The 11373-nt window shown below is 66.8% G+C and carries 15 protein-coding genes; all 15 read right to left on the reverse strand.

The genetic code is table 11. The features are described from left to right. Positions 1–26: 26 nt before the first annotated feature. Entirely contained in the window at positions 27–977 is a 951-nt protein-coding gene (locus tag VGU03_RS10830) for a baseplate hub protein (RefSeq protein ID WP_327480407.1), read from the reverse strand. Beyond that, positions 974–1285, reverse strand: a complete 312-nt coding sequence (locus tag VGU03_RS10835) for a hypothetical protein (protein ID WP_327480409.1) — start codon at positions 1283–1285, stop codon at positions 974–976. Before VGU03_RS10835 ends, VGU03_RS10830 begins: the two co-directional genes overlap by 4 nt. Then, positions 1282–1908: a phage baseplate protein gene (locus VGU03_RS10840; protein WP_327480411.1), complete on the reverse strand. Its 627-nt coding sequence runs from the start codon at positions 1906–1908 to the stop codon at positions 1282–1284. Before VGU03_RS10840 ends, VGU03_RS10835 begins: the two co-directional genes overlap by 4 nt. Further along, positions 1908–3704, reverse strand: a complete 1797-nt coding sequence (locus tag VGU03_RS10845) for a hypothetical protein (protein ID WP_327480413.1) — start codon at positions 3702–3704, stop codon at positions 1908–1910. The genes VGU03_RS10840 and VGU03_RS10845 overlap by 1 nt, the downstream gene beginning before the upstream one ends. A 191-nt stretch (positions 3705–3895) precedes the next feature. Further along, complete coding sequence (locus tag VGU03_RS10850) at positions 3896–4318, reverse strand: hypothetical protein (RefSeq protein WP_327480415.1); 423 nt, start codon at positions 4316–4318, stop codon at positions 3896–3898. Next, positions 4318–4749, reverse strand: a complete 432-nt coding sequence (locus VGU03_RS10855; protein ID WP_327480417.1) for a phage tail fiber protein — start codon at positions 4747–4749, stop codon at positions 4318–4320. Before VGU03_RS10855 ends, VGU03_RS10850 begins: the two co-directional genes overlap by 1 nt. A gap of 13 nt (positions 4750–4762) precedes the next feature. Continuing rightward, positions 4763–6238, reverse strand: a complete 1476-nt coding sequence (locus VGU03_RS10860; protein WP_327480419.1) for a DUF3383 domain-containing protein — start codon at positions 6236–6238, stop codon at positions 4763–4765. Positions 6239–6306: 68 nt separating this feature from the next. Next, complete coding sequence (locus VGU03_RS10865) at positions 6307–6837, reverse strand: phage neck terminator protein (protein WP_327480421.1); 531 nt, start codon at positions 6835–6837, stop codon at positions 6307–6309. Next, positions 6834–7205 carry a hypothetical protein gene (locus VGU03_RS10870; protein ID WP_327480423.1) on the reverse strand — a complete coding sequence of 124 codons (372 nt, stop codon included), beginning with the start codon at positions 7203–7205 and terminating at the stop codon, positions 6834–6836. The genes VGU03_RS10865 and VGU03_RS10870 overlap by 4 nt, the downstream gene beginning before the upstream one ends. Next, positions 7202–7663, reverse strand: a complete 462-nt coding sequence (locus VGU03_RS10875; RefSeq protein ID WP_327480425.1) for a hypothetical protein — start codon at positions 7661–7663, stop codon at positions 7202–7204. Before VGU03_RS10875 ends, VGU03_RS10870 begins: the two co-directional genes overlap by 4 nt. After that, positions 7660–8106 carry a DUF4054 domain-containing protein gene (locus VGU03_RS10880; RefSeq protein WP_327480427.1) on the reverse strand — a complete coding sequence of 149 codons (447 nt, stop codon included), beginning with the start codon at positions 8104–8106 and terminating at the stop codon, positions 7660–7662. Before VGU03_RS10880 ends, VGU03_RS10875 begins: the two co-directional genes overlap by 4 nt. After that, on the reverse strand, positions 8106–8447 hold the full coding sequence (locus VGU03_RS10885; protein WP_327480429.1) for a hypothetical protein: 342 nt from the start codon (positions 8445–8447) through the stop codon (positions 8106–8108). Before VGU03_RS10885 ends, VGU03_RS10880 begins: the two co-directional genes overlap by 1 nt. Before the next feature lie 89 nt (positions 8448–8536). After that, positions 8537–9580 carry a major capsid family protein gene (locus VGU03_RS10890; RefSeq protein WP_327480431.1) on the reverse strand — a complete coding sequence of 348 codons (1044 nt, stop codon included), beginning with the start codon at positions 9578–9580 and terminating at the stop codon, positions 8537–8539. Positions 9581–9585: 5 nt separating this feature from the next. After that, positions 9586–10065 carry a structural cement protein Gp24 gene (locus VGU03_RS10895; protein ID WP_327480433.1) on the reverse strand — a complete coding sequence of 160 codons (480 nt, stop codon included), beginning with the start codon at positions 10063–10065 and terminating at the stop codon, positions 9586–9588. A gap of 3 nt (positions 10066–10068) precedes the next feature. After that, positions 10069–11358: a DUF2213 domain-containing protein gene (locus tag VGU03_RS10900; RefSeq protein WP_327480435.1), complete on the reverse strand. Its 1290-nt coding sequence runs from the start codon at positions 11356–11358 to the stop codon at positions 10069–10071. Between the last annotated feature and the right edge of the window lie 15 nt (positions 11359–11373).

Here is an 11373-nt window from a genome sequence, read left to right on the forward strand (position 1 = left end):
TTGGGTCGCGAAAGCCGTTCAGTGCGTCAGATGCCGACAATGCCGCTATCTCCGATGGTGGCCGTGGTGAACCAAGGCCCGTTGGGAAGGTTGGCGGACAGCTCGTGCGTGACCGTCCAGACGTAGTACACGCCCGGCGATCCAGGCACCGTGCCCGGCTGAGGCGAGAAGCCCACTGCGGCGCGCTGCGCGTTGGCTCCGAAGTTAGGGATGGAAGTGACCACGTTGACCTTGCGCCCGAACTCGATCTGCGGATTGAACAGCGTGCGGACGATCACGCCATTCATCGTGTACTGCGGATAGCCGACCATGCCGGTAGCGGCCGAGACCTCGATTACCTGCGCGTCGCGGGTTTTGCCGCGCTGCCAGATGACGAGGGTGTTCGGATGTCCAGGTTTGATGTCGTAGAACACGCCGGAGGAGGCGCAAATGTCGGCGATCTGGTCCTTGAGCGAACCCGGTGCAGCATGGTTGTTGAGCTTCGCCGTCACGCCAGCACTGTTGTCGAACGCGTATCCGGCCTGCGCCGCCAGGGCCGAAAGCATGGTGGCCACATCCAAGGTGCCTTTGTAGCTGGCGCCTGCCGCCGAGGTGAGTTGGACGTCGTAGGCCGTACTCGCGAAGATGTCGATCATCACGTCAGGCATGGCGTTGTAGTTGATCGATCCGTCGTAGATCGACCCATCGAACACGAGCGCCTGGCCGATCTCGGCGTCGACCGCAAACACCTGCACGCTGTTCTTCTTGTAGCCGAAGCCCTGCGAGAACCCCAGCGTCGATAGCTTCGCGAGGTCCGCTGGCAGCATGCCGGCGATGCGTAGCTGCATCAGCCGCGCGAAGGTGCCATAGGCGCCGCCGGCGTTCTGGATCATGGCTTCGCATCGCAACCCCCGCAGTTCCACGCTCGACGCGCCGTTGTCGAAGGTCGAGCCATCCAATTGGATGCGGATGAGCAGGTCGCGCTGGATGAAGCTCACAGCGCGCCCCCTGCCTCGCCCGGGAGCAGGTAAGCCAGCAGGAAGCGCGTGCCAAGGCCGCTGTAGACCGGGTCGGCGCTGCCCTGGGTGTCCACGAAGGCCAGGTCGCCGACGAAGCCCAGGTAGGCCTGGCGCACCAGCAGCACGCGGTTGCGGCAGAGCACGCACGACACGATGGGCCGCTGCGCCAGGGACAGGTCCAGGTAGAGGCCCGTGGTCTTCTGGTATACCGCGATCTGGCACGACTGGCTGGCCAGCGAGACCGTCAGGTTCTGCGACGGCACCGGCTGAAGCGGGATCAGCATCATGATGCAAAGGGTCCGGTCGGGGCTGGGAACGTGCCCAGCGGGAAGGTGGTGGCCTGCACGGTGCCGCTGTTGACCGGCGTGGCCGCCGAGGGCGACTTCGGGTTGCCGTACTGCGCGGGCGTGGCCTCGCGCACCTGCTTGAACCAGGCCTCGACGGTGAGCATGGTCGCCCCGCCGGTGGCCTCGCGCCGGTAGTCGTAGTGGTCGAGCGTGAGGCTCTTGTAGGTAATGTCCGGCGTCACCACGGTGAAGAGGTCCGTGGAGCTGAGCATGTAGTCAAGCGTGCTCAGGAAGTCGCCTTTCTGCATGTATTGCTGCCCGAGGGTGAGCCCGAGAGCCGCGGTGGCCGATTGCACGAAGTTCAATCCGCCGCACACCATCGTCATGCGGATCTCGAAGGGCTCGGCGACCTTGTTGTAGCTGGCGAAGGCGCCCTGCTCCACTGGGTAATTGCTGACCCGGTAGTCGCCGCGGAACTCGAACCGCGGCACCGTGTCCGGCACGATGACCTTCGACCCGTCGCCGGCCAGTACCATCCAATCGCTGGCGGCGGGGTTGAGGATGTCGACGCCGGTCAGGTCGCCCAGCTCGGCGAGACCGGCCAGCAGCGTGGTGACGTTCATCAGTCCACTCCGGTGTCGGCCAGCGCGACCAGGCTGTTGTTCTGCAGCGCCCCGCGCAGATCCCGCGCGATGCCTTGCGCGTCGGTCGCCCGGGTGTTCACCGTGATCGAGCCGATATGGGTCTCCGACGTGCTGGTGCGCGAGGCCAGTGCCGTGCGCCCCGGCGCCTGCTGGCGCGCGCCCAGGCGGATGCCGCCCAGGATGTCGTCGGTGCTCAGCGTGCCGTTGCCCTCATGCCGCGCGATGCCCCTCACCAGCGGAATCAGAGTGTCGAGGTTGGACAGGTCCAGGTGCTCGTTCGCGCCCTTGCCCGTGGCCCGGGCCAACGAGGCGATATAGGCGGCCACGTTGTTGCCGTCGGCGGACGGCGCGTATTTGCGCACGATGCCGCTGATGGTGTCGATCCCGCGGGAGGCGTACAGGGCGAGCTGGCGCACCAGCGCGGCGATGCCCTCCTGCAGGCTGTCGAAGGCGGCGAACCGCGCGTTCGGCCCGGACTCCAGGTGCGCGCCAGCCTGGCCCACGAAATTCAGGTTGCCCGGGTTGTTGTTGCGCCGCCCGCGCGACTGGCGCGCGCGATCCAGGGCCGCCAGGTCCTTCACCCGCTGGTTGCTGACATGGTCGCCGACGCCGTACTCGTTGCGCAGGATGGCCTTCGTGGCCTCCTGGTCGCCGAAGTAGGACTTGACCAGCGCCACGCTGTAGCCGATCGCGTCGTCGGCCTTCGTGCCCTCGATCTGCTTGTGGATCAGGGTCCCGATGCCGTAGCCGGCCGCGGCCGCGCCGGCCGCCGCCATCGCCCACAAGCCGGCGGTGGTGCTCGCCAGCAGCGGGAGGAGTCGCCCCAGGCCTCCGATCAGACCCAGCACCGGCGAGAGCACCTTGAGCGCCAGAATGCCGCCCAGGGCGATGGCGACCGCCTTCCAGCCGCCGAACGCCTTCACGACGTCGACGACCTCGTCCGCGAGCTTCTCGATCTTCCGGGCGACCGCATCCCAGTCGACCGCATCGAGCCAGTCAGCAAAGCGCGTAGCCAGGCGCTCCAACACCGGCGAGAGCTTGTCGAAGGCCAGTTCGCTCGCGCCCTTGAAACGCAGCTGGATCAACGCCCACTGCTTCTGCAGCCGCTCGGCCGCCTTGGCGCTCTCGTCGGTGACGCGCGACATGCGCGACGCTTCGGCCAGCTGCTGCTGCAAGGCCTCGGACCCCTGCATCACTGGGTTGAACATACCGCCTACGCCGAGCTGGTTGGCCGCCACCAGCGCCATCTGGCGCGGCATTTTGCTCAGCCGGTCGGAGATGCGAAGCAGCGCGTCCTCCGCCGTCTTCACGCCCGTCAGGTCGATCCCGAACAGGCGCGCGGCGTCGGTCAGGCCCGAGTGCCCGCGCAGCTGCGCCTCCGCGATGCCGGCCGCCAGCGTGTTGAGCACACCGAATGCGTCCTGCGCCTGCCCGCCCATCTCCTTGGCGACCGTGCCCCAGGCCTCGAGCTCGCGCGTGCTGATGCCGAGGTTCCGCGACAGGCGCGAGAGCGCCGCCTGGCCGTCCACGTTCGAGGCGATGAAGTCCTTGAGCGTGGTCGCCGCACCGAAGGCGGCCAGTAAGCCCAGGAGCTGGTTGCGCACCGCGGAGAAGCCCTCGGCCATGCGCTTGCCGCCCTCGGCCACCTGCTTGGCGGCGGCATCGGATTTCTTGCGGAACGCCTCCAGGCCCTCCGAGGCGCGCTTGTGGCCCTTGTCGAAGCTGGCGGTATCCAGCCCCAGGGTCATGACGAGGGCGTCGATCACGGTGGCCATGGGTCAGTCCTGGGCGGCGTTCATCAGCTGGGTGTTGTGCGCGTCGACGGTGATGATCTCGAGCAGGCACCAGAGGTCTTCCAGGCCGTACACGGTGTCGAGCTCGTGCAGCGTGGCGTGTCGGGAGGAGACGACGGTGCCGATCGTGCGCGGGAGATTTAAGTACTCGGCCAGTCCGTTGGCCGGGCCGCCTACGCGGGGTCCGACGTCGATTGCGCGGCGGCCTTCAAAAAATCCGTGTGGAGCTTGAACACCTCCAGGCGCAGCTTCAGACGGGTCGGCACTTCCTCGATGTCGTCCTCGACCAGGCCGCGGGTGATCGCCGGGTTGGCCGGGTTGGGCACGATCGACACGCAGCGGAACATCTCGTCCATGAGCACCTGCGCCTCCTCGAACGGTAGGCGACCGACCAGCGACAGGCCGTAGCTGGCCATGCCGGCCATCCCCGCCTCGGCCAGGCCCTCGGGCAGTTCCACGCCGTGGCGGGACAGCGCGAGGAAGGCGCGCACCGCCCAGCGCTCGGCCTGGCTGGCGGCCATCTCTTGGATCAGGAACACCTTGCCCTTGTCGCGACCCTCGTCCGTGATGGCGACCTGCAGCGTCTTGCGCGCCATTACAGCGGCGCTCCGACAATGGTGTTCCAAGTGATCTCGTACCGAACCGGCTGCAGGACCTTTTTCACGTCAGGGATCGGCTTGTACTTGGTCAGGAAGCCCCGAGTCGCCACGTACTTCTTCCCGATGGCAGGCAGGCTGACGGTGGCGTTGGCGATCAGCACCTCCTGGGTGGCCTTCATGGCGAGCGCCCAGTTGTTGAAGATCTCCAGCGAGTCGCTGTCCGGCATCAGAACGATGACCTGCTTCGTCGGGTTGAAGATGAAGCCACCGGAGAGGTGGCCATCCACACCCATGACGGTCTCGACGATCTCGACGTCTTCGGTGGAGAAGCAGTCGTCGGCGGCGTAGCCATGAAGGATCTGCGGCGAGGGATACAGGCCCGTGATCGCCAGGGCGAAAACGGAGTTGGCTGCGGTGATGGTCTGCATGGGAGCGGCTCCGTTACTGGACTTCGATCGAGGAAAGAGTGATCTGCTGGATCGCACCGCCGTCGGCGTACCAAAGCGTTGCCGCCGGACTGGTGCGGCCGATGCGCTGGGCGGCGGTCGCCGGCACGATCTGCAGGTACCAGCCCTTGGCGTAGATGACGTTGGACACGTCGGCGCCGATGGTCGCCTTGAGTTGGGCGATCTGGCTCTGCGAGAGGGCGACACCGGGGCGGATGGCGCCGAAGGCCACGGCCGCATTGACCGGATCCTGGATGGCCGCATCGACCATCGCGTAGCCCTGGGCGTTGTACGGAATCGAGCCGGCCGACAGCAGCAGGTTGACCAGCGCGCCCTGCAGGTTGGCGTTGAGCCAGATCTGGTTGACGTAGGAGTCGATCCACTTGTACTGGCCCGAAATGCTGCCGTTGGCGAACCAGTTCCAGTTGCTGGAGGCGTTGGCGTTGGCGCCGTAGTAGTTGTAGCCGTTGGCGACCAGCGCCTGCGCGTCGGTGACGTTGGTCACGCTCGGGATCAGGCCGCTCTGCGACTGGAAGTCCAGCGTGATGCGGCCGTTGGGCTGGGTGAAGTTGATCGAGGCGATGACGCCCAGCACGAAGGCCGCGTGGGTGAGGTCGCCGAAAATGCACACCGTGCCGCTGTCCTGCGCCTGCTGCACCGCATAGCCCCAGGTCGTGGTGCTGCCGATGACCTTGGCGTTGACGTCGGAGTCATAGCCGACGTAGGCGTAGCGGTTGGCCTGCAGGGCAGTCCACGCCGAAAAGGCGGTCTTGTCGGCGGTACTCGGCTCCCAGGTCGTGGTGAAGGCGGCCCAGTTCTGCGAGACCTGCAGTACGCCGGGCAGGAAAGTGCCGGGCGTCGCCGCATCGGCACCCCGCGACAGCACGGCCCCGGTGCCGGAGGCCAGTGCCAGCGAAACGGCCAGCGTGCCGGTGGCAAAGGCGATGGTGGAGGCCGCGCCGGTCGTAGTCGCGGTCAACACGAACGCATTGTGCTGCGCGTCCCAGCTCACCGCGAAGTTGGGCGAGGTGAAGGCCGCCTGGATCTTGGAGGCGGCATCGGAAAAGCTGGTGGCCGAGGTGAGGTTGATGCTGCTCGAGGTGGCCGGCGTACCGTTCACCGAAACCGTCAGCGTGCCGGACACCGCCTGCAGTTGCGCCAGCGTCAGCGTCAGCGCCGCGCCGCGCAGGTAGGCGGCCACCGCCGAGGGGTTGTACTGGGCGAACAGCAGCGTGCCAGGCAGGGCCTGGGCATTGTTCGGACCCTGGAAGTAGATCTGTGCCGCCTCGTACTCCGGGCCGGTCAGGCCGAAGAAGGCGCCGACGCTGGCCGCGCTGGCGAAGGCCTGCACCGTGCCGATGGGCACGTAGGGGCTCTGGGTGAGAATCAGGCCGTTGAGCGCCACGGCGCTCCCTGCGGCGGAAAGAACGCCAGGCACCACCTGGACGGTGTAGGAAGCCGGGATGGTCATGTCGTAGTGCTCCGAAGGCAAACGAAAAAGCCGCCCGCAGGCGGCGCGTCAGGGCGACCGGAAGCCGGTCAGGTGGGAAAGCGTGCGTCGACGCTGGCCGGGGCGACCGTCAGCGCTGCAGCGAAGTCCTGCGGGGTGGAAACCACCGGGTTGAACTGGGCCGAAAACTCGACCGTCCAGCGGTTCTCGAACTGCTGCTCGGCGTTGATCAGCGTGGTCTGCTTGGGCTCGCCGGCATACAACGGCTGCATGTCCACGCCCGAGGCGGCGAACTGCTCGCAGGCGTAGTCGGTGCGGATCAGGGTCGCGACCGTGGCCGCGTGGTCCGCCGCGCTCGGGCCGTAAAAGTCGAGCTGGCAATCCCAGCGGCTGGAGCGGCCGTTGTTGCCGGTGCCGGGGTTGCTGCCCGGATCGGTGTAGGTGACGCGGTTGGTCGACAGGCCCGTCACGAACAATGGCGTCATCGTGCAGAAGTCGCCCACGGGCATTGCTGCGCGGTTGCCCTGGGCCCTGATGACCTCGCCGGCGACAATGCCCAGCAGGAAGGCGCGCAGGGCCGTCAGCAGGGCCGATTCGGTGATGCTGATGGTCGCCGTCATGGGGTCACCTGCAGGCAGAGGATGACGCGACACCAGTCCGGCCACTGCTCCGGCACCGCCACCACCAGCCAGGTCTGGCCGGCGAACACAAACTTGTCGCCGCCCCTGGCCGTGCCCCGGTCGACACCGTAGATCGCGCCCGCCAGGTACACGCTGCAGAAGATGCCCTGCAGGTTGAGCCCATCGACGTGCTGCAGGTCCTTGAAGCTCATCTCCTGTTTCTGGATCGCCACAGTCACCGGCGCGGCGTAGCCCGGCACGCGCGAGCCGTCGGGTGCCGTCGTGTAGCCGGTGGACGGGAACACCTGGGCGCTGATAAACGGGTTGACCGTGCCGACGGCGCCGGCGGCGATCCCATGAAGATTCATGCGCCGCCCGCCTTCTGGATGTCGTAGTCAACGCTGTTGAGCATGTGGCCGGTATCCACCAGCGGCTTTTCGAAGCCCTTGGCGGCGATCGTGGCGGCCGCAAGGGCCGGCGCGTCCAGCTGGCGGATGGAGGCCTGAAGCTGGCCGCGAATGCCCTCCCCCATGCGCCCGAAGGCCACGTCAAGGTTGCAGTCGGCCGCCTTGAGCACCTTGGCCATGCTGGCGCCCCACCCCGGCGACTTCTCCGCGATCATGCGACGGAAGAACGGGCGCGGCGGCTGGTTGTTCGCCGGATTGCCGTATTCGTTGATCGCGGCGATGTAGGCCACCGGTGTGCCATCGGGGTAGGTGGCGTTCTCCAGGAAACCCAGGCGCAGCAACTCGCCCTTGCCGACCTTCTGGCGGACCTCCTCGAGCTTGGCGCGCAGACCCTCGCCACCGGACAGGCCGATCTTCATTGCTGGTCCCAGCCAGAGCCGCCGCGGTAGCCGCCGGGCCGTGAGGAGCCGGGTACGTACTGCATCGTCCGGTAGGCCGCAGTGGCTTGCCAGTAGCTGGCGCCGTACTTGGTCTGCATGAACCAGGCGGCCGTGCCGGGCACGCCATCCATGGCGGTCGCGACCGTCACCGACCCTTCAGTCGCGGTGGCGATGCGGCCCACCAGCGGCGAGGCCGCCTGCCCGTTCACGCCGGCATTGATCGCCGCGATATGGGCGACCAGCATGTTGAGCAGCACGGACCGCTGCTCGATCTGCTGAACACGACTGGCCTCGGTGTTGTCCAGGTAGACCATCGCCGCTTCGTCAAAGTACGCCTGCAGCAGCGGCGCGCTGACGCTGGCGAACTCCGGGTAGCGAACGAGGAAGGCTGCCGGATCGAACACCACGACGCCGGTGGTCATCAGTCGGTCTCTTCGGTCTTGCCTTCGTACGCCTCGGCGCTGACGCCGGCCGCGGGCTTGGCGAGATCCAGCGGCTCCAGGCCGGTCTTGATCTCGGCCTGCTCCTTCGCCCGCGATTCGGCCGCGTTGGCCTTGTCCTGGGCAAAGATCAAGCCGTGCTTGAGCGGCCCGAACTGGGCATATTCGGTCGACCAGGCGTCGAAAAACTCCTTGTCGACCTGAGTCAGGCCATAGCCGCCCACGATGCGGGAGCTGTTGGCGCCGGCGAGGGTGATGGACTTGCCGCCGGTGCGGATGATCAGGCCGTGCGGAAGCTTGCAGCCAACGGTAATGGTTGCCATGAGTGCGTTCCTTGAAAGAATGGCCCGCCTTGCGGCGGGCACAAAAAAACCCGCTTGCGCGGGCTCTGGGGTGGTGCTGGCGCTTTGCGTCAGATGCCGTACATCGAGCCGATGGCCACGGGCCGGCGGATGATCGAACCCCACGAACCGGCGGACTTCTTCTGCTTGTAGCTGGAGAGGTCCACGAACACCGGGTGGGCGCGCATCTTCTCGGTGAAGCCGACGAAGGCCGTCTTCTGGCCGTCGATCTCGTCCACGATCAGCTGCATCAGTTCGGTGCTGCCCGTACCGGCCGCCGAGTACTCCACCGCCGAGACCACCCGCAGGTTCGGGAAGTTCTTCTTCAGCTGGTCGTACACGTTGACGTTGTACTGGTTGGTCTTGGTGAGGTTGACCTCGCTCTCGGGGGAGAGCGCCAGCGTCATCTTCGCGTCGCGCTCGAGCTGGCCCTTGAGCTGGCTCACCACCTGCTGGTAGAGCAGCTGGATGTCGCCGTAGATAGCCGCGCCATCCTTGGTCGACCAGATGGTGCCACTGCCGGTGCCGGTCGCTGCCGGGGTGATGCCGGCCGGCAGCGACGGATCGTTCAGGAGGCCGTAGTTCTGCAGGCCGGCCACGCCGAAGAACGCGATCTTGTTCGCCGCCTTGTTGATGGTCAGCGCCGAGGCGATGTTGAGGTTCTGGGCGAAATCGATCTTCGCCTCGCCCGCGATCTCCATCTCGCGCTCACCCCAGCGGGTGACCGTCTGGAAGTGGTAGCTCTGGCGCGGCACCCAGTTGATGTTCGCCGAACTCTGGCCGTTGTTGCTGTAGTCGCCGTAGCTGGACACCTCGCCGGTGGACTCGACCACCTGGAACTGCGAGGTCAGGGTCGTCCAATCGCCCTTCTTCGCCTCGCCGATGATCTCGACGGCCTTCATCGGCGACACCAGCACGCGGATCACTTCCGGATCCAGGTAGTTGGCGAGGAACGCCGGGATGCCGGCGTTGCTGACCGTGATCAGCCCGGGCTGGGCGTCCATGGCCAGGTTGATGTCGTGGGCGAGCTCGCGCGGCACGTAGCCCCGGAAATCGCCCAGTTCGATGCCGCGGGCGCGCAGCTCGCGGACTTCCTGATGGATGTTGATCGGCATGGTCGTTAGTTCCAGGTGGTGATCTTGATCAGATCGTTGGCGGCGGCGGCGGAACCGACGAACCATTTGGTCTCGGTATAGCCGGCGATGGTCGCGCCCGCGGCGCCGGTCTTGATGGTGCCGTCGGTGTTGCCGGCGAATACCTTCTGGCCGACCGTGGCGGTGGTCAGCGTTTGCGCCCAGAAGTCGCCGGCGGACATCAGCGTGACCGGCTGGCCGGCCGGGATGTTCATGGACGCCGAGGCCAGCCACGTGGTGATCAGCGCCTGCATGTCGCGATGGACGAAGCCGGTGGGCGCGCCGCTGCCGGCGTTGGTCACCAGGCCATTGGCATCGACCCAGCCGAACACGCCGACGTTGCAGCCGCCGGTGCCGGCGACGAAGGTGCCCGGGCCGGCGAGAACGCTGGCGTTGGGGTTGGCCGACGCGAAATCACCCGCGACAGCGGGGTTCGGATCGGTGTGGACTGCGGTCTGGAACGGCATGGGTCAGGCCCTCTCGATCTTGGTGGCGGTGGGGAAGCGCGCGGCGAAGTCCGCTGACGCCGCGGCATCCATGGCGACGCGCGGCGTCGGCGTGGCGGCCTTGCGCTCGGTGGCGAGCTTGACCAGCGCCGGCAGCGCGGAGACGTGGATGTCCTTGTGCTCGACGCCAGCCTGGTCCAGGGCGAAGCGGTAGACGGCCTCGGCGCTGTCCATGGCGGCCACGGCGCCCACCAGCGGACGGACGGCTTCCTCGGCCTGGCGGATGGCCTGGAACTCGCGCAGCGCGTCATCACGGCCGCCCTTGCGAGCCGCAGCGATGGCGGCGTCATTGGCAGCCTTGCTGTCCTTCTTGGCCTTTTCCTCGTCTTCGTCGTCGTCAGCCTTCTTGTCCTCCTTGCCTTCGTCCTTCGCCTTGTCCTTGGCTTTTTCCTTGGCCTCGCGAGCCTTCTTTTCTTCCTCGGTCTCGTCCTCGTCGCCCGCCTGGTCGTCGTCCTTATCCTCGTCGGCCTCGTCGGCGGCGAGCTTCAGCACGGCGGTGAGCTTGGCGGTGTCGATCTCGGCGTCCTTGAACACCGACTTGATGTCCATCGCGACGAACTCGGGCTTCTTGTTGCCCTTGACGATGGCTTTCAGCTGGGGGATGGCGCCATCCTGAGCCAGGATCGGCCGCAGGTAGGCACCGGCGGCCGCGCGCATGGCGACGGCCCGGTTGCTCTTCTTCATGGAAGTGAACTCCGTGGGTAGTGAATCGCCGACGGCAACGTCGGCACCTGCGCGCCCGATCTCGACCAGGGCGACGTGATTCCCGACGATCTCGGTCATGCGGCCGTCGTAAGGCACGCCGTCGAACTCGCCGGGGGTCATGTCGGCGACGTAGCGATACGACGACGACAGCTCTCTCTGCTCGCCGGTCTCGATGCCGGCGATCGCTGACGCATCCCAGATGCAAAGGGAGTTGGTCAGGTAGGGTGGGGTGAAGGTGGCATCGCTGCCGGTGCAGCCGACCACGACCTCCTTTTTGGGGTCCGCCGCGCTGACGGGCGTGTGCACGTAGAGCAGCTGGATGTTGTTGAAGCTCGGCGCGGCCTTGGCCAACTCGACCGGGTCGCGCAGCAGTTGGTAGACGCGGTCCGGTTGCAACCCCAGCGCCTCACTGTTGGGGATCTCGCGGCCGTAGTACGGGCACACGTTGGCCTTGCTGATCGGGCTGATCTCGATGTGCAGCCGTCCGTCCTGATCGACGCGGCGCACGGTAGCCCGGTCCAGCGCCAGTCGGTCTGGATTGGTGGTCATCGCGTGGTCCCATGC

Origin of the sequence: Frateuria sp., from assembly GCF_035944355.1 — a bacterium.
Taxonomy (GTDB): Bacteria; Pseudomonadota; Gammaproteobacteria; order Xanthomonadales; family Rhodanobacteraceae; genus Frateuria_A.

Coding starts and splice junctions, on each gene's coding strand:
- VGU03_RS10835 (WP_327480409.1), bottom strand. CDS start 1,285: ATGATGCTGATCCCGCTTCAGCCGGTGCCGTCGCAGAACCTGACGGTC.
- VGU03_RS10860 (WP_327480419.1), bottom strand. CDS start 6,238: ATGACCATCCCGGCTTCCTACACCGTCCAGGTGGTGCCTGGCGTTCTT.
- VGU03_RS10865 (WP_327480421.1), bottom strand. CDS start 6,837: ATGACGGCGACCATCAGCATCACCGAATCGGCCCTGCTGACGGCCCTG.
- VGU03_RS10840 (WP_327480411.1), bottom strand. CDS start 1,908: ATGAACGTCACCACGCTGCTGGCCGGTCTCGCCGAGCTGGGCGACCTG.
- VGU03_RS10890 (WP_327480431.1), bottom strand. CDS start 9,580: ATGCCGATCAACATCCATCAGGAAGTCCGCGAGCTGCGCGCCCGCGGC.
- VGU03_RS10900 (WP_327480435.1), bottom strand. CDS start 11,358: ATGACCACCAATCCAGACCGACTGGCGCTGGACCGGGCTACCGTGCGC.
- VGU03_RS10880 (WP_327480427.1), bottom strand. CDS start 8,106: ATGACCACCGGCGTCGTGGTGTTCGATCCGGCAGCCTTCCTCGTTCGC.
- VGU03_RS10855 (WP_327480417.1), bottom strand. CDS start 4,749: ATGCAGACCATCACCGCAGCCAACTCCGTTTTCGCCCTGGCGATCACG.
- VGU03_RS10895 (WP_327480433.1), bottom strand. CDS start 10,065: ATGCCGTTCCAGACCGCAGTCCACACCGATCCGAACCCCGCTGTCGCG.
- VGU03_RS10870 (WP_327480423.1), bottom strand. CDS start 7,205: ATGAATCTTCATGGGATCGCCGCCGGCGCCGTCGGCACGGTCAACCCG.
- VGU03_RS10845 (WP_327480413.1), bottom strand. CDS start 3,704: ATGGCCACCGTGATCGACGCCCTCGTCATGACCCTGGGGCTGGATACC.
- VGU03_RS10875 (WP_327480425.1), bottom strand. CDS start 7,663: ATGAAGATCGGCCTGTCCGGTGGCGAGGGTCTGCGCGCCAAGCTCGAG.
- VGU03_RS10885 (WP_327480429.1), bottom strand. CDS start 8,447: ATGGCAACCATTACCGTTGGCTGCAAGCTTCCGCACGGCCTGATCATC.
- VGU03_RS10850 (WP_327480415.1), bottom strand. CDS start 4,318: ATGGCGCGCAAGACGCTGCAGGTCGCCATCACGGACGAGGGTCGCGAC.